The organism is Micromonospora sp. CNB394, from assembly GCF_000374985.1.
GTDB lineage: Bacteria > Actinomycetota > Actinomycetes > Mycobacteriales > Micromonosporaceae > Micromonospora > Micromonospora marina.
The window spans coordinates 19,807-35,798 of sequence record NZ_KB895831.1 but is presented as its reverse complement, the minus strand read 5'-3'; the positions used below and the strand labels follow the sequence as shown (position 1 = coordinate 35,798).

The 15,992-nt window shown below is 71.7% G+C and carries 16 protein-coding genes; 7 read left to right on the top strand and 9 right to left on the bottom strand.

All coding sequences use genetic code 11. The features are described from left to right. The first annotated feature begins 83 nt into the window (after positions 1-83). On the top strand, positions 84-1,256 hold the full coding sequence (locus tag C569_RS0111190; RefSeq protein ID WP_026268001.1) for a sorbosone dehydrogenase family protein: 1,173 nt from the start codon (positions 84-86) through the stop codon (positions 1,254-1,256). Between the two features lie 31 nt (positions 1,257-1,287). Here the strand turns inward: C569_RS0111190 and C569_RS0111185 are convergent, their stop codons facing one another. Together C569_RS0111185 and C569_RS0111180 are read right to left on the bottom strand one after the other, a co-directional pair. Beyond that, complete coding sequence (locus tag C569_RS0111185; protein WP_018785869.1) at positions 1,288-1,536, bottom strand: hypothetical protein; 249 nt, start codon at positions 1,534-1,536, stop codon at positions 1,288-1,290. Then, the gene (locus tag C569_RS0111180; protein WP_231394763.1) at positions 1,536-1,829 is read right to left on the bottom strand and encodes a hypothetical protein; all 294 of its coding nucleotides are present in this window, start codon (positions 1,827-1,829) and stop codon (positions 1,536-1,538) included. The genes C569_RS0111185 and C569_RS0111180 overlap by 1 nt, the downstream gene beginning before the upstream one ends. Before the next feature lie 407 nt (positions 1,830-2,236). Here C569_RS0111180 and C569_RS0111175 point away from each other — a divergent pair, with 407 nt between their 5' ends. Both C569_RS0111175 and C569_RS0111170 read left to right on the top strand, forming a co-directional pair. Further along, positions 2,237-3,031: a helix-turn-helix transcriptional regulator gene (locus C569_RS0111175; protein WP_018785867.1), complete on the top strand. Its 795-nt coding sequence runs from the start codon at positions 2,237-2,239 to the stop codon at positions 3,029-3,031. Then, complete coding sequence (locus C569_RS0111170; RefSeq protein ID WP_018785866.1) at positions 3,018-3,218, top strand: DUF397 domain-containing protein; 201 nt, start codon at positions 3,018-3,020, stop codon at positions 3,216-3,218. The genes C569_RS0111175 and C569_RS0111170 overlap by 14 nt, the downstream gene beginning before the upstream one ends. A 90-nt stretch (positions 3,219-3,308) precedes the next feature. Here C569_RS0111170 and C569_RS0111165 read toward each other — a convergent pair whose 3' ends face one another. From C569_RS0111165 to pcaF, 7 genes are all read right to left on the bottom strand, one after another. Continuing rightward, entirely contained in the window at positions 3,309-4,184 is an 876-nt protein-coding gene (locus C569_RS0111165) for an IS982 family transposase (RefSeq protein WP_231394762.1), read from the bottom strand. 354 nt (positions 4,185-4,538) lie between these two features. Continuing rightward, positions 4,539-4,916, bottom strand: coding sequence for a nuclear transport factor 2 family protein (locus C569_RS0111160; RefSeq protein ID WP_026268000.1), 378 nt, complete (start codon positions 4,914-4,916; stop codon positions 4,539-4,541). A 29-nt stretch (positions 4,917-4,945) separates the two neighbouring features. Next, positions 4,946-6,520, bottom strand: coding sequence for an amino acid permease (locus tag C569_RS0111155; protein WP_018785863.1), 1,575 nt, complete (start codon positions 6,518-6,520; stop codon positions 4,946-4,948). 262 nt (positions 6,521-6,782) lie between these two features. After that, positions 6,783-7,283, bottom strand: a complete 501-nt coding sequence (locus tag C569_RS0111150; RefSeq protein ID WP_018785862.1) for a DUF456 domain-containing protein — start codon at positions 7,281-7,283, stop codon at positions 6,783-6,785. Positions 7,284-7,374: 91 nt separating this feature from the next. Next, entirely contained in the window at positions 7,375-9,525 is a 2,151-nt protein-coding gene (locus tag C569_RS0111145; protein ID WP_018785861.1) for a bifunctional diguanylate cyclase/phosphodiesterase, read from the bottom strand. A gap of 4 nt (positions 9,526-9,529) precedes the next feature. Next, the gene (locus tag C569_RS0111140) at positions 9,530-10,348 is read right to left on the bottom strand and encodes an SAM-dependent methyltransferase (RefSeq protein ID WP_018785860.1); all 819 of its coding nucleotides are present in this window, start codon (positions 10,346-10,348) and stop codon (positions 9,530-9,532) included. A gap of 116 nt (positions 10,349-10,464) precedes the next feature. Then, positions 10,465-11,670 carry a 3-oxoadipyl-CoA thiolase gene (gene pcaF / locus C569_RS0111135; RefSeq protein WP_026267999.1) on the bottom strand — a complete coding sequence of 402 codons (1,206 nt, stop codon included), beginning with the start codon at positions 11,668-11,670 and terminating at the stop codon, positions 10,465-10,467. A 98-nt stretch (positions 11,671-11,768) separates the two neighbouring features. On the opposite strand from pcaF, the gene C569_RS0111130 reads away from it, so the two are divergent. The 4 genes from C569_RS0111130 to C569_RS0111115 all read left to right on the top strand — a co-directional run bounded on the left by C569_RS0111130 (position 11,769) and on the right by C569_RS0111115 (position 15,949). After that, positions 11,769-12,734 (top strand): glutathione S-transferase family protein, encoded by a 966-nt coding sequence (locus C569_RS0111130; protein ID WP_018785858.1) that lies wholly within the window; start codon positions 11,769-11,771, stop codon positions 12,732-12,734. Beyond that, on the top strand, positions 12,727-13,395 hold the full coding sequence (locus tag C569_RS0111125) for a DUF998 domain-containing protein (RefSeq protein ID WP_018785857.1): 669 nt from the start codon (positions 12,727-12,729) through the stop codon (positions 13,393-13,395). The genes C569_RS0111130 and C569_RS0111125 overlap by 8 nt, the downstream gene beginning before the upstream one ends. Positions 13,396-13,531: 136 nt before the next feature. After that, positions 13,532-14,812 (top strand): dicarboxylate/amino acid:cation symporter, encoded by a 1,281-nt coding sequence (locus C569_RS0111120; RefSeq protein ID WP_026267998.1) that lies wholly within the window; start codon positions 13,532-13,534, stop codon positions 14,810-14,812. A gap of 69 nt (positions 14,813-14,881) precedes the next feature. Further along, the gene (locus C569_RS0111115; RefSeq protein ID WP_018785855.1) at positions 14,882-15,949 is read left to right on the top strand and encodes an NADH:flavin oxidoreductase/NADH oxidase; all 1,068 of its coding nucleotides are present in this window, start codon (positions 14,882-14,884) and stop codon (positions 15,947-15,949) included. Positions 15,950-15,992 lie beyond the last annotated feature (43 nt).

Genomic DNA, 15,992 nt, shown 5'->3' with positions numbered 1-15,992 from the left:
GGGCCTCCATCACCAAGGTCTACTGGCAAACCGGATCACCGTCAATGCCCCGGCGGGGCCGGGTGCGAAACCGGGGAGTGCACATGCGCCGTCGTACCGTCGCCGTCGTCGCCGCCGGCCTCGCGATCGTGCTCGCGGTGACCGACGCCCACGCGGGCGACCGGCCCACCGGCGAGCGACCCACCGGCGGCCCGGACCGGCCGGTCCCCACCGACGCGCGCCCGGTCGCGCTCGACCTGCACGGGTTCGACGGGCGCGCCGGCTGGTCCGGCTACGACCTGACCCGACCCCACGTCGTCGCGACCGGGTTGGCAGCGCCGTGGGGGCTGGACTTCCTGCCCGACGGCAGCGCCCTGGTCACGCAGCGGGACTCCGGCACGATCCTGTGCGTACGCCCGGGACGCCCGGCCCGGCAGGTGGCCCGCATCGCCGACGTGGCCGCGGGCGGCGAAGCGGGCCTGCTCGGCCTGGCGGTCTCCCCCCGCTACCGCCGCGACCGGTGGGTCTACGCCGCCTACACCACCGCTGCCGACATCCGGATCGTCCGATTCCGTCTCGGCTCGTCGCGGCCGCCGCAGGTGCTGGTCAGCGGCATCGCCCGCAGCGCCGTCCACGACGGCGGCCGGATCGCGTTCGGCCCCGACGGCATGCTCTACGCCGGCATCGGCGACGCCGGGGTTGCCGCCCGCGCGCAGGACCTGACCAGCCGCAACGGCAAGATCCTGCGGATCCGCCCGGACGGCGGCGTGCCGGCGGGCAACCCGTTCCCCGGCTCGCTCGTCTACAGCTACGGCCACCGCAACGTGCAGGGCCTCGCCTGGGACCGGCACGGACGGCTGTTCGCCACCGAGTTCGGGCAGAGCACCTGGGACGAGGTGAACCGGATCGTGCCCGGCGGCAACTACGGCTGGCCGCACGTCGAGGGCGTCGCCGGTGATCCCCGCTTCCGCGACCCGGTCGTCGTCTGGCCGCCCGCGCAGGCGTCCCCGAGCGGCGCCGCGTTCACCAGGGGCACGCTCTACGTCGCCGCGCTGCGCGGCGCCCGGCTCTGGGCGGTGCCCGTCGACAACGCCGGCCGCGTCGGCGTACCCGTGGCGGAGCTGGCCGGCACGTGGGGCCGCCTGCGTACCGTCGAGGTGGCCCCCGACGGCGCGCTCTGGGTGGCGACCAGCAACCGCGACGGCCGCGGCACCCCGGCGGCCGGCGACGACCGCATCCTCCGCTTCCCGCTCACCCACCGCCGACCCACGATCTGACCCCTGGGGTACGCGGACAGCCCACCCCGCGTCAGTCACGAACCCGCGCCCAGGCCAGGAAACGGCGGTGCAGGTCCGGCGCGTGGTGGGGACTCAAGCGGGCGAGTTGTTCCCGTGCCTCGGCCATCAGGCCGCCGAGATAGAGCAGCAGCGCGGTGCGGTCCTCCTGGTACTCGACGAGCAGCGACAGACGGGCCGGTTGGCAGGGCCACTCCGCACCGCAGTTGCGGCACCGCCACAGCGGCCGCAGAGGCAGGTGCGGAACCATGCGACGGCCCATCACCGCAGCCTTCGGGCGATCGCACGCGCCTCGTCGTCGCTGAGCGGAAGGAACCAGAAGAACCGCCGGACGATCTCGGGTGGCTCCGGTCCTTCGACGCGACCGCGCAGATCCCGGATCGCCCCACGGACGAGGAACGCCATCATCCGGATGAGCGCCGCCGTTTCGAGCTGGTCGCGGGGAATGCGACGCAGGGTGGGACACGGCCACGGCTCCCGGCAGCGCTCGCATACCCAGTCCGGCTCGTACCCGATGTGACCGATGGCGCTGAGCACACCGACCAGGGCCGTCACCAACGGCCTCCGTTTGCCCGCCACTCCTGCGCCGGCGTCAGACGCCCCGGGCTGCCCGGACGAACTGTGGGGAACGGCCGGGTCGGTTCACGCATCCAGGCCGGCAGATTGCCGCCGGGTTCGCGCTTCGGCAGGGTGGGCAGCTCACGGGTACGGCACCGGAACCATCGGACACGCACATCGGCCTCCTCGCAGATGGAGGGGGCCGCCCGGCATCGTCGGGACCGGGCGGCCCCGGGCTGGGATCCGCCCGTGCTCGCGTGCGACGAGCGGATCCGCATGCGTGACAGTCTGGTGAGGACACCGCTACGGTCGGAAGACATTGAGCCTGGTCACGGCGCACGAGTGAAGCACCGAGCCGGCTGGCAGATGTCGAATGAAGTTCACGCACGGACTGTGGAGGAACTGTGGAGGAACCGACAGCAGATCTCATCCGAGCGCAGCTCCGCCGGATGCGCTCCGCCGCCGGTCTCAGTCAGGAGGAGTTCGGCAGGCTTCTGCACTACTCCGCGTCCATGGTTTCGTCAGTGGAGACCGGAACACGTCCGTTGGACCGCGTGTTCCTCACCCGAGCCGATGAAGCGCTGAAGACCGGCGACCTGCTGACGACGCTGCTGAAAATGGCCGAACGGGAGAGCCAGCCTTCGTGGTTCCGGCCCTGGCTGGAGGCCGAGCGTTCAGCCCGTCAACTTCGGTATTTCAATCCGTCCCTGGTCCCTGGCCTGCTTCAGACGGCGAACTATGCCCGGATGGTGCTGCGCTTCGACAGCACGAGACCGCACGAGGAAGTGGAGAAGCAGGTAGCTGCACGATTGGAGCGGCAGGAGATCTTGCTTCGCGACCGTCCCCCGCTCGTCATCGCCGTCATTGACGAGTCAGCGCTCCGCCGCCGTGACGCCATCATGGCCGAACAGCTTGCGCATCTGCTGCACATGGCCGAACTCCCTCATGTTCAGCTGCATGTCATTCCAGCCGATGCGGGCCTTCACGTCGGCCTTTCCGGGCCGCTGGCGCTGGCCCGCTCGGCAGAGGGCGGCTGGGTAGGGCACCTGGAGAACCAGCTTGCGGGCCTGGTCGTCGATGGTGAGGATGCGATGGCGACGCTCCTGGCACGGTGGGAAGGCGTCCGCGGCGTAGCCTTGCCGCAGACCCTGTCGGTCGCCCTGATGAAGGAAGTCGAGAGTCAGCATGGACCTCAGTAGCGCGATCTGGAAGAAGTCCACCCACAGCGGTACGAGCGGTGGCGACTGCGTGGAGGTGGCCGACAACCTGCCGGGTGTGGTGCTGGTGCGCGACAGCAAGAACCGCGACGGCGGCACCCTCCACGTCACCCCGTCCTCGTGGCGTGCGTTCGTCACACTGGCCAAGCAGGCCGCACCCGCTGCCTGACCAACAGGTCGTCGCGGGGCGACCTTGGCGAGTTCTTGTTCGCACCGAACGACAACTCGCCAAGATCTACTAGACGATCTGTTCCAAGGGTCAGTGGTCGTAGGCGGTCAGGGACCGTAGGACCGGCTGGCCGGTGTGCCAGTTGTGCCAGATCACGGCGGTGAGCGCGAGGATGCGTTGCAAGACGCGTACGGCCACGCCGGCGGGAGTTCGTCCGCCGTGTCGTTCGAGGTCGAGTTGGCCTTTGAGGGTCTGGTTGACCGACTCGATGCTTTGGCGCAGGGCGTGTAGCAGTGCCCGTCCGGGGCGTTGCGCTTCGGTGCGGTAGGCGGGGCGGATCATGGTGACGCCGCGTTCGGCCAGCTGCTGTTCGACGGCGGCGTCGCGGTAGCCCTTGTCCACGATGAGGATCAGTCCGTCGGGGTGGGTCAACAGGCCGGTGTCGAGGTCGAACAGGTCGGTCAGGACTTCGCGTTCGTCGGTGGTGGCGGTGGTCAGGGCGAACGCGACGGGCAGGCCGTGCACGGTGGTGACCAGGTGCAGACGCAGTCCCCAGAAGCGACGCGAGTGTGAGGCGCAGTAGCCGTAGCTGGCCCAGCCGGCCAGGTCAGAGCGTTTGACGGTCTCGCGGGAGCGTCCACACTCCACCGGGGTGGAGTCGGCGAGGCGCACCGGGTGCTGCCACAGGTCGGTGTCCAAGGTCAGTAGCCGGATGAAGTGGGTGATCTGCGAGGTCAGGGTCCGCAGTCGCTTGTTGTATCCGGGCTGTTTGGGCAGGTCGGGAAACAGGTGGAGCAGGTTCTTGCGCGCGTAGCGGATCCACTGGGCTTCCTTGTGGTAGCTCAGCACGGACTGCAACACCGCAAGGGTGATCAACTCCGCGTCGGTGATCTTCGGAGCGATACCGACTGCTGGTCGCCACCGGTTGAGCTGGGGTGACGCCTTCAGCTCATCGTCGATCTTCACGTACAGTGCGGTAGCGAGGGTGTCCCGATCGACGTGCACGTGGCCTCCATGGTCATCGTTGCTTCGCAACGTCGATCATGGACACCCTCGCTCCTGTTCGCTGCCCCGGAACCCTTGGAATAGATCGTCTAGTGACCGACCGGGAGAGGCGAGCGCCATCATGGATGTGGGCGGCGCGATGTGGCGCACAGCGACCCGCAGCGGCAACACCGACTGCGTCCAGCAAGGACCGCGACGGCGGCACCCTCTACGTCACGCCGTCGTCGTGGCGAGCGTTCGTCGTGTTGGCCGAACAGATCGGGCCTGCGACCTGACCGGCAAAGCCAACAACGAGTTCTCCGGACGGCCCGGCGGTCAGATCGGCTGGACCGAGGCGGATCGCCACTGCGGGGACGGGTCCGCGCCGAGGCTCGTCCAGTACTCCCGCCCGTCGACGATCCGCCCGTCGCGCACGGTCCAGAACGACGCGACCCGGTGCACGCCCATCCCCTCGTGCGGCACCTCCACCTCGGACACCACGGTGTCGCCGGACGCCACCACCCGCAGTACCCGGATCGACCAGCCCTCCGGGTACTCGGCGTTGACCTTCACGTAGTTGTCGCGGCCCACGATCCGTTCGGCGCTGACCGGCCACTCGACCACCACGTCGTCGGCCAGCAGGTCACCGACGCCGGTCCAGTCCCGGGCCTGCATGCGATCCCACAACGCGCGTACCACAGCTTCCGAGTCCATGGCCGGATCATGGCAGGCCCCACCGACAGCTACGACGGCTCGGCGGGCTCGGGCTCGGGCTCGGGCTGGTCGACGGTGCGGCGCGGGCCGGTGAACCACTTGCGGGCCGAGGCGTACCACCAGATGGCGACGCCGAGCAGCACGCCTCCGACCGCGATCGGCGCGTAGTTGACCGCCGTCCAGCTGAAGTCGGGATTGCCTGGTACACCCGCCGGGACGATCGGCAGCACGAAGTAGACCGAGATGACGGCGATCTCGACCACCGCGATCCAGCCGAGCAGCTTGTAACGCCGGCCGAGCGTCCACGGGCCCGGGGTGAACCGGTCGCCCATCCGCAGCCGCAGGAAGATCGGGATGATGAAGGACAGGTACAGCCCGATCACCGCGACCGACACCACCGCGTAGAACGCCACCGGGATGCCGCCGCGCTGGTAGAGCGCGGGCAGCGTGAGCACCAGCCCGGCCAGCGTCGCGCCGATGATGGCGTTGACGGGCGTGCCGTTGCGGTTCACCTTCGACCACAGCCGCCAGCCGGGCACCGCGCGGTCGCGACTGAACGCGTACGCCATCCGCGACATCGACGTCACGCAGCTCATGCCGCAGAAGAACTGCCCGATGGTGGAGATGATGATGACGGCCTTGAAGAAGAACGGCGTCAGCGCGCTCTCGAAGATCGCCCCGGAGAAGCCGCCCGCCTCGTTGATCGCGTCCACGTCGGTGGCCGCGAACAGGAACGCCAGCAGCAGGATCCAGCCGCCCACCGCGGAGTAGAAAATCGACCGCCACAGCCCCTGGGCGGCGGCCTTGGACGCTCCCCGGGTCTCCTCGGAGACGTGCGCGCAGGCGTCGAAGCCGGTGATCGTGTACTGCGTGAGCAGGAAGCCCAGCGGCAGCACGTAGAACCAGAACGCCAGCCCGCCGCTGTCGCCGTCACCGAAGCCGGAGTTGTTGAACCGCTCGGTGAACACGAACCGGAAGCTCTGGTGGTCGTCCGGAACCAGCACCAGGATCAGCACCACAGCGGCCGCGCCGGCCACGTGCCACCAGACCGAGACGTTCTGGAGTACGTCGATGATGCGGTGCCCGTAGATGTTGATCAGCCCGTGCAGCGCGAGGATCACCACGAACAGCCCGAACGTCTGATGCCCGGTGCCGGCCCAGCCGTCGAACAGCGCCGACAGCGTCAGGTTGAGGAACGTGGCGCAGCCGTAGTCGACCGACGCGGTCACCGCGACCAGCCCGATCAGGTTGAGCCAGCCGGTGAACCAGCCGTGCACCGGCCGGCCCATCTTCGCCGCCCACCAGTAGATCCCGCCCGCTGTCGGGTACGCCGACACCAGCTCGGCCAGGCAGAAGCCGATGATCAGGATGAACAGCGAGATCAGCGGCCAGCCCCAGGAGACCGCCACCGGGCCGCCGTTGTTCCACGCCTGGCCGAACGTGGTGAAGCAGCCGGCCAGGATCGAGATGATGGAGAACGAGATCGCGAAGTTGGAGAAGCCGCTCCACTTGCGGCGCAGCTCCTGTTTGTAGCCGAGTTCGGCGAGTCGTCGGGCGTCGTCGTCCATCGGCTGCTCGGCGGTCGGCGCGGGCGTCGTGGCCACTGCACACCTCCTCGAGGCGGTGCTCGTGCGAGTGCTCGCAGTGTGCTCCCGGCCGATCAAGGCGGTCAATACGTACCCCGGTAATTGCGTTGTCGGCCGATCCCGCCCGGGGCATCATTGTGGGCGTGACCAGGCCCGACCCGACGGGCCGGCACCGGGCGCTCGGCAACGCCCGGTCCGCGGCGGCGCGCGGCGTCCACCTCTCTCTCACTGATGTACGGCGATCGGCCGTACCCTCCGGACGCCCCGCGCCGCCGCACCTCTAGGCGAACAGCAGCCCCGCGACCCACAGCGCGGCGATCATCAGGCCGGCGGTGAACTCCAGGACCATCGACAGCCCGGCCGCCTTGAGCGCCTGCACCGTCGCCGGCCAGGCCAGCCGGGTGTCGCCGAGCCGCAGCCGCTCGGCGCCGAAGATGCCGCCGACGAACCCGATCGGCAGCCCGACCACCGGGATCACGAAGAACCCGACCACGCCGAGCAGCCCGCCGGCCAGCAGCGACGTGGTCGGCACCCCGGTCCGCTTCAGGTTGCGCCCCGGCCAGAGGTACTTGAGCACGGTGCCGCCGGCGGCGAGCACCGTGGCGGCGGCGAGCACCGCCCAGCGGCCCGGCCCGGCGTCGCCGAACAGCGTCCACACCAGCACGCCGCCCCAGCACAGTGGCAACGCCGGCAACCCGGGCACCACCACTCCGGCCAGGCCGGCGACGATCGCCAGCGCGGCGACCACCGACACCACGGCCTGCGAATCGGTGAGGCTCAACCGGTTCTCCCTTCCTCGCCTGCCGCGTCTGCGCGGAAGGTGTTAAGCGGGGCCCCCTCCTCTACTGGAGGCGTTAAGAGGGGGCCCTTCCTTACCCGCCCAGGCGGGCGCGGATGCCGTCGGCGGGCATGGGGGCGCCGAACAGCCGACCCTGCCCGGTGTCGCAGCGCAGCGCCCGCAGCCGTTCGGCCTGCACCTCGGTCTCCACCGCCTCGGCCGTCACCGACAGCTCCAGCGCATGCGCCAGCCGGACCAGCGCGTCCACGATCCGCTCGTCCCGGTGGTCGGCGACCGCGTCGGCGCCGTCGCCGCGTATCCCCTCGACGAACGGGCCGGCCAGCTTCACGCAGTGGATCGGCAGCCGCCGCAGGTACGCCAGGTTCGAGTAGCCGGTGCCGAAGTCGTCGATGGCCAGGCGCAGCCCGAGGCCGGCCAGCTGGTGCAGCGTCCGCAACGGCTCCCCGGCACTGCCCATGACGGCGCTCTCGGTCAGTTCCAGCTGCAACAGCTCGGCGGGCAGGCCGGTGTGCTGCAACGCCTCGGCCACCGTCTCCACGATCGCCGGGTCGTCGGCCTGCCGGGCGGCCAGGTTGACGCTCACCACGGGCCTGGTGTCCGGGTACGCGCGCCGCCACGACTCGGCGTCGCGGCACGCCTGCCGAAGCACCCAGGCACCGAGCCGGACGATCAGGCCGGTCTCCTCGGCCAGCCCGATGAACCGGTCCGGCCCGATCAACCCCAGCTCCGGATGCTGCCAGCGCACCAGCGCCTCGACCGTCACCATCGTGCCGTCCAGCAGCGACACGATCGGCTGGTAGTGCAGCACGAACTCGCCCCGGTCCAGCGCGGCGGGCAGGTTCGCGGCCAGCGCGGAGCGGGCGATGTCGGCGGCGCTGCGCTCCGGGTCGTACACCGCCCAGCGGCCCCGGCCCTCCGCCTTGGCCCAGTAGAGCGTGGTGTCGGCGGCCTTCATCAGGTCGCCGACGCTCGTCTCCGCCGCCGGGCACTCCACGATGCCGATGCTGGCCGAGACGGCGAGCTGCTGGTCACCGACGTGCACCGGTGCGGACACCGCGGCCAGGGCCAGCTCGGCGACCTCCACCGCGTCGTCGATGCCACCGTCGGAGTCGACCAGGATGACGAACTCGTCGCCGCCCATCCGGGCCACCAGGTGACCGCGGCCGGCCACGCAGTCGCTGAGCCGCCGGGCGATCACCTTGAGCAGCCGGTCGCCCAGGTCGTGACCGAGGCTGTCGTTGACCGCCTTGAAGCCGTCCAGGTCGATGAAGCAGAGCCCGACGCGCTGGTCCGGGCCGGCGCCGTCGAAGACGTCCTCGAGTGACTCGAAGAACAGGGTCCGGTTGGGCAGGCCGGTCAGCGGGTCGTGCAGCGCCTGGAAGCGCAGCCGCTGCTGCAACTCGTACCGCTGGGTGATGTCCTCCACCATCGCCACCGTGAACCGGGGCCGGCCGTCGTCGTGCCGGATCAGCGACACCGCGAGGTCGGTCCAGACCACGCTGCCGTCCTTGCGGTAGTAGCGCTTCTCCACCCGGGCGCTGTCCCGCTTGCCCTCGATCAGCTCCTGGTACAGCTCCCACATCCCGGAGGCATCGTCGGCGTAGGCCAGCGCCGACACGTTCATCCGCCGCATCTCCGCGACCGTGTAGCCGAGCATGTCCGCGAAGGACTGGTTGACCTCGATGATCTGCCCGTCCACCCCGGCGATGCCGATGCCGATGGCGGCGCCGGTGAAGACCGCCCGGAACCGTGCCTCGCTGTCCCGCAGCGCCTGCTCGACGGTGTCCCGGGCCTGCCAGGCGGACCGGGCGATCCGCTCCTGCTGGCTGAAGACCCGGTCGCGCAGCGCGCGGGCGAACCCGGCCGCGAGCGCGCCCTGGAGCAGCGCGACCCGCTCGCGCAGTTCCGGCGACTCCGTCCGCGACGGCAGCACCCACTGCAGGAACCGGTCGCCGAGTGCCTGCACCGACCAGTCGAGTACGCCGGGCTCGGTGAGGTGCGCCTCGACCAGGGCACGCCCCACCTCCTCCGCCGGGCGGGCGGAGAAGGTGGGGGCGACCAGGGCCTCGCCGAGCCGTTCGGTGAGCGGCATCAGCAGGCGCTCGGTCTCGGCCGCGCTCAGCGGCACGAACCCGATGCGGCGCACCGCCCGAGCCCACTCGGTGGCGTACGCGGCGGCGCCGGGCCGGCTGACGTCTCCCCCGTCGCTGTCCGGGGCGCGCACGGTCTCAGCCGGCGGCGCGGTCGTGCCGGGCGACGCCGCCGAAGGCTCCGAACCGCTCCGGGTGCTCGTCCACGTCCGACGGGGAGTCGGGCCGCCACAGCGGCATGTGCACCACGCCCGGTTCGAGGATCGTCCAGTCACCGAAGAAGCCGGTGATCTCGGCCCGCGAGCGCAACGTGATCTCGGTGGCGGTACGCGCCGACAGCCGCTGCGCGTCCAGCATCTCCTGCGGCTGGTCCTCGAACGTGGAGTGGGAGATGACCAGGTAGCTGCCGGGCGCGGCGGCGGCGCGCAGCGTGGCCAGGATGTCGGCCGGGCGGTCGGCGTCCGGCACGAAGTGCACCACGCCGGCGAGCAGGATGCCCAGCGGCCGGTCGAAGTCGATCAGGCCGCTGGCGCGGGCGTGGTCCAGGATCAGCTTCGGCTCGCGCAGGTCGGCCAGGATCGCGGTGGCCCGGTCGTTGCCGGCGAGCAGTTCGTGGCTGTGCGCCACGGCGACCGGGTCGGTGTCGACGTACACGATGCGGGCGTCCGGGTCGGCGGCCTGGGCGACCTCGTGCACGTTGCCGACGGTGGGGATGCCGGAACCGATGTCGAGGAACTGGTCGATGCCGGCGTCGAGCAGCACCCGTACGGCCCGGCGCAGGAACTCCCGCCCGGAACGCATGGTGGCGGCCAGGTTCGGCGTCATGGCCGCGATCTGCTCGGCGAGCTGCCGGTCGATCTCGAAGTTGTGCGCCCCACCCAGGAAGTAGTCGTAGACCCGGGCGGCGCTCGGCCGGCTCAGGTCGATCTCGGTGGGCAGGCTCTCCGGCGTCTGCATCGCTCGGTCCCCCAGGTCGTCGTCCGCCGTCGATGGCGGATCATGTGGTCCAGACCACTCTAGGCCGGTACGGCCAGGTATGGGAGATCCGCCAGAGGCGATGCCGGCGGCCCGGGTCAGTCGGCCGACTCCAGCAGCAGCGAGATGCCCTGGCCGACGCCGATGCACATGGTGGCGAGGGCCCGCCGGCCGCCCCGGCGGCGCAGTTCCAGCGCGGCGGTCAACGCCAGCCGGGCACCACTGGCGCCGAGCGGGTGACCCAGCGCGATCGCCCCGCCGCCGGGGTTGACGTGCTCGGCGTCCTCCGGCAGGCCCAGCTCGCGCAGCACCGCCACCGACTGCGCGGCGAACGCCTCGTTCAGCTCGATCACGTCCACGTCGGCGAGTGACAGGCCCGCCCGGTCGAGCAGCTTCCGGGTCGCCGGAACCGGGCCGATGCCCATGATCCGTGGCGGTACGCCCGCCGACGCGGCGCCGCGTACCCGGGCCAGCGGGGTGAGGCCGTAGCGTGCGACGGCGGCCGCGGAGGCCACGAGCAGCGCGACGGCGCCGTCGTTGACGCCGGAGGAGTTGCCGGCGGTGACGGTGCCGCCCTCGCGGAACGGGGTGGGCAGCGCGGCGAGCTTCGCAAGCGTCGTCTCGCGCGGGTGCTCGTCGGCCTCGACCAGTTTCGTCTCCCGCTTGCCGGCGGGCACCGTCACCGGGACGATCTCCTCGGCCAGCCGGCCGTCGGCCTGCGCCTTGGCGGCCCGCTGCTGCGACCGGTACGCGAAGGCGTCCTGCGCGGCCCGGTCCACGCCGAACTCGGCTGCCACGTTCTCCGCCGTCTCCGGCATCGAGTGGATGCCCCAGCCCTCGCGCATCAGCGGGTTGACCAGCCGCCAGCCGATCGTGGTGTCGTACACCTCGGCGGTGCGGGCGAACGGCGTGGCCGCCTTCGGCATGACGAACGGCGCGCGGCTCATGCTCTCCACGCCGCCGGCCACCACCAGGTCGGCCTCCCCGGCGACGATCGCGCGGGCGGCGGAGGCGAGCGCGTCCAGGCCGGAGCCGCAAAGCCGGTTGACGGTGCTGCCCGGCACCTCCTCGGGCAGGCCACCGAGCAGCGCGGCCATCCGGGCCACGTTGCGGTTGTCCTCGCCGGCCTGGTTGGCGCAGCCGAGGATCACGTCGTCGGTGCGGGCCCAGTCGACCGACGGGTGGCGGGCCACCAGCTCGCGGACGACGTGCGCGGCCAGGTCGTCGGGGCGCACCCCGGCCAGGGCGCCGGCGTACCGGCCGATCGGGGTGCGGACTCCGGCAACGAGATAGGCCACTGTCATCGCGCGTACGTCCTTCGGGGGTGGGAAGGGGTCGGTCGGCGGGTCGCGGGGGTACCCGGCGCCAGGATATCCGCGACCGGAGCGGATAGGTTTGCCGCATGTCCGGGGCCCAGTTCAGCGCAGAGACCAGCGGCGGCGGCGCGTTCGTCCGCCAGCCCAACCGGTTCACCGGCCGGGTCACCCCGCACTCCACAGCACCCGAGGGCGGCGGGCCGGACGAGCAGGGACGCTGGCCGCTGGAAGCCGGCCGGTACCGGCTGATCTGGTGCCGGGCCTGCCCGTGGGCGCACCGCGCCCGGATCGTGCGCGGCCTGCTCGGCCTGGACGAGGTGATCTCGCTGGGCACCGTCGACCCGATCCGGGACGAGCGGGGCTGGCGGTTCGCGCTCGACCCGGACGGCTTCGACCCGGTGCTCGGCATCGGCTTCCTGTCCGAGGCGTACCTGTCCACCGACCCCGACTACACCGGCCGGGTGACGGTGCCGGCGCTGGTGGACACGCTCACCGGGCGGGTGGTCACAAACGACTATCCGCAGCTCACGCTGGACCTCTCCACCGAGTGGCGGCGCCTCCACGCGCCGGACGCCCCGGATCTGTACCCGGTCGAGCTGCGCCCGGAGATGGACGCGCTGATGGCGGAGATCCACCGGGACGTCAACAACGGCGTCTACCGGTGCGGCTTCGCCACCTCCCAGGAGGCGTACGACGAGGCGTTCACCGCGCTGTTCGCCCGCCTCGACGCGCTCAGCGAGCGGCTGGCCGGGCGGCGTTACCTGATGGGCGACGCGATCACCGAGGCGGACGTGCGCCTGTTCACCACGCTGGTGCGCTTCGACGTGGCGTACCACGGGCACTTCAAGTGCAACGAGCGCAAGCTCACCGAGATGCCGGTGCTCTGGGCGTACGCGCGGGACCTGTTCCAGACGCCGGGCTTCGGCGAGACGGTGGACTTCGACCACATCAAGCGGCACTACTACGCCACCCACGACATGATCAACCCGACCCGGATCGTGCCGCTGGGCCCGGACCTGTCCGGCTGGACCACAGCGCACGGGCGTGGCTGAGGGAACAGCCCGCCGGATCGCCGCCGCGTTCGCCGCCGTCTGCCTGACTGCCGGCGTGACAGCGGTGACGGTCGCGGTGGTCGCCGGTCCCGGTCCGGGCCTGACCGGGTACGTGAGTGAGGCGGGCGTCACCGACAGCGGGTACGCCGGGGCGTACCGGACGGGGATCTTCTCGGTGGCCGCGTCGCTGCTGCTGCTCGCCGGGGCGCTGCCACCGGGGGTACGCGCGGCGGCCGGGCTGCTCGGCGCCGGTGCGGTGGCCACGGTGCTCTCCGGCGCGGTGACGTGCAGCGAGGGCTGCCCGCTGCCGCCGTTCGAGGCGACCACGGTGGCCGACCTGGTGCACGGCGGGGCCAGCATCGCGGCGACCGCCGCGGTGGTGCTCGCCATGCTGGTGCTGCTGGTCTCTCCGGCGGCGGACCGGGGGGTGCGGCGGATCGCCGCGATCGGCGCGGCGCTGGCGCTGCCGGTGGCCGCCGTGGTCGCGGCGGCGCTGCTGCTGGTCGGGCGCAGCACGCTGCTCGGGGTGTCGGAGCGGGTGCTGCTCGCGGTGGTCGCCGTCTGGGGACTGGCCACCTCCGGCTACCTGGCTGTAAGGAGCCTCACCGCCGACGGTCCTTCCGTTCGGACTCCGGACGGGAGTAACGTGTCACGACGATGACCAATGTCTGGTGCCTCACCGAGCGCCTGTACGTCGACCTGCGACGGCAGGCCAGCGGCGTCTGTCCGGCGTAGCTCCACGCCCCGACGCCCGCCTTCCCTCTCCAGACCTTGGATCCGTCCTCATGACCTCCGCCCTGCGCAGAATCCCCTTCTCCGTCCAGATCCTGCTCGGCCTCGTGCTCGGCGTGGCGCTCGGTTTCCTCGCCCGCGCCGCCGACCTCGCCTGGCTGACCAGCACGCTCGACACCGTCGGCGGCCTCTTCGTCCAGCTACTCAAGCTGGCCGTGCCGCCGCTGGTCTTCACCGCCATCGTGGTCAGCGTGGTCAGCCTGCGCGGCGTCGCCAACGCCGCCCGGCTGGCAGTCAAGACGCTGCTCTGGTTCGGCGTCACCGCGCTCGTCGCGGTGAGCATCGGCATCGGCCTCGGCCTGCTCACCGACCCCGGCCGGGGCGTCAACCTGGACCCGGCCGGCGCCTCCGCGCCGAAGACCACCGGCTCCTGGATCGACTTCCTCACCGGCATCGTCCCGACCAACCCGGTCGGCGCGTTCGTCGAGGGCAACGTCCTGCAGATCGTCTTCCTCGCCCTGGTGGTGGGCGCCGCCGCGCTGCTGGTCGGCGACGCCGCCGAGCCGTTCGTGGCGCTCAACCGCTCGCTGCTGTCGATCGTGCAGAAGGCGCTCTGGTGGGTCATCCGGCTCGCCCCGATCGGCACGCTCGGCCTGATCGGCAACGCCGTCGCCTCGTACGGCTGGGACCTGCTCGCCCCCCTCGCGAAGTTCACCACCGCCGTCTACGTCGGCTGCGCGCTGGTGCTGTTCGTGGTCTACCCGGTGCTGCTGGCGGTGGCCGGCAAGCTCAACCCGCTGCGCTTCTTCGCCGGCGCCTGGCCCGCCATCGAGCTGGCGTTCGTCTCCCGCTCCTCGGTCGGCACCATGCCGGTGACCCAGCGCTCGGTCGAGCGTCTCGGCGTCCCCCGCGAGTACGCCTCCTTCGCGGTGCCGTTCGGCGCCACCACGAAGATGGACGGCTGCGCCGCCATCTACCCGGCGCTCGCCGCGATCTTCGTGGCGCAGGTGTTCGGCGTGAACCTGGGCGTCACCGACTACCTGCTGATCGCGTTCGTCTCGGTGGTCGGCTCGGCCGCGACCGCCGGCCTGACCGGCGCGATCGTCATGCTCACGCTGACCCTGAGCACGCTGGGCCTGCCGCTGGCCGGCGCGGGTCTGCTGCTGGCCATCGACCCGATCCTGGACATGATCCGTACCGCCACGAACGTGGCCGGGCAAGCAGTGGTGCCGACCATCGTGGCCGCCCGGGAGGGCACGCTCGACCGGGCCGCGTACGACTCGGCCGGCAAGCGCGACCTGATCGAGCCGGTCGAGACCGAGCGGCTCGACCCCGTACCCGCCTGATCCACAACAAACGGGTGCGCCTGCCGGGAAGGAGGCGCACCCGTTGCCACGACCGGAGGAGCCTGAAGAATGAGTGCCCTGTTCACCCCGCTCGCCCTGCGCGGCGTCACGGTGCCCAACCGGGTCGCGCTGGCGCCCATGTGTCAGTACAGCGCCGGACCCGACGGCCTGCCCACCGACTGGCACCGCGTCCACCTCGGTTCCCGCGCGGTCGGCGGGGCCGGCCTGGTGATCACCGAGGCGACGGCTGTGGTGCCCGAGGGCCGGATCAGCCCGCAGGACACCGGCCTCTGGTCCGGCGCGCACGTCGACGCGTGGCGGCCGGTCACCGCGTTCGTCGCCGCCCACGGCGCGGTGCCGGCCGTGCAGCTCGCGCACGCCGGGTTCAAGGCGTCCACGTACCGCCCATGGGCGCCGGCCCGCGGCGGTGTGCCGGACGCCGAGGGCGGCTGGACCCCGGTGGGCCCGGGTGACCAGCCGTTCGTACCGGACTACCGCACCCCGACCGCGCTGGACGAGGCGGGGATCGCGGCGGTGGTGGACGCCTTCGCCACCGCCGCCGGGCGGGCGCTCGACGCCGGGTTCGCCGCCGTGGAGATCCACGCCGCGCACGGCTACCTGCTGCACGAGTTCCTGTCCCCGCTGACCAACCGGCGCACCGACGGCTGGGGCGGTGACCGGGCCGCCCGGATGCGGCTCACGCTGGAGGTGGCCCGCGCGGTACGCGCCGCCGTCGGCGAGTCGGTGCCGGTGCTGACCCGGATCTCCGCCACCGACTGGACCGACGGCGGCTGGACCGTCGACGACAGCGTGGTGCTCGCCGGGGAACTGGCCGCCGCCGGGGTCGACCTGGTCGACACGTCCTCCGGCGGCGCGGCGGTCCAGGCGTCCATCCCGGTCGGCCCCGGCTACCAGGTGCCGCTGGCCGCCCGGATCCGCCGCGACGCCGGGGTGCCGACCGGCGCCGTCGGCATGATCGTCGAGCCCGAGCAGGCCGAGCAGATCGTGGCCGGCGGCGAGGCGGACCTGGTGCTGCTGGGCCGGGAACTGCTGCGCGACCCGTACTGGCCCCACCGCGCCGCAGCCAAGCTGGGAGCCACCCCAACCTGGCCCGACCAGTACACCCGAGCCGTCTGACCTTGCGCGTCGATCATGAGGTTGGCGGCAGTCGGCGTCGGAT

What these genes read in the sequence shown, in the direction of transcription:
- pcaF (WP_026267999.1), bottom strand. Translation starts at nt 11,670, where the DNA reads ATGACAGTGGCCTATCTCGTTGCCGGAGTCCGCACCCCGATCGGCCGG.
- C569_RS0111130 (WP_018785858.1), top strand. Translation starts at nt 11,769, where the DNA reads ATGTCCGGGGCCCAGTTCAGCGCAGAGACCAGCGGCGGCGGCGCGTTC.
- C569_RS0111140 (WP_018785860.1), bottom strand. Translation starts at nt 10,348, where the DNA reads ATGCAGACGCCGGAGAGCCTGCCCACCGAGATCGACCTGAGCCGGCCG.
- C569_RS0111170 (WP_018785866.1), top strand. Translation starts at nt 3,018, where the DNA reads ATGGACCTCAGTAGCGCGATCTGGAAGAAGTCCACCCACAGCGGTACG.
- C569_RS0111190 (WP_026268001.1), top strand. Translation starts at nt 84, where the DNA reads ATGCGCCGTCGTACCGTCGCCGTCGTCGCCGCCGGCCTCGCGATCGTG.
- C569_RS0111160 (WP_026268000.1), bottom strand. Translation starts at nt 4,916, where the DNA reads ATGGACTCGGAAGCTGTGGTACGCGCGTTGTGGGATCGCATGCAGGCC.
- C569_RS0111115 (WP_018785855.1), top strand. Translation starts at nt 14,882, where the DNA reads ATGAGTGCCCTGTTCACCCCGCTCGCCCTGCGCGGCGTCACGGTGCCC.
- C569_RS0111185 (WP_018785869.1), bottom strand. Translation starts at nt 1,536, where the DNA reads ATGGGCCGTCGCATGGTTCCGCACCTGCCTCTGCGGCCGCTGTGGCGG.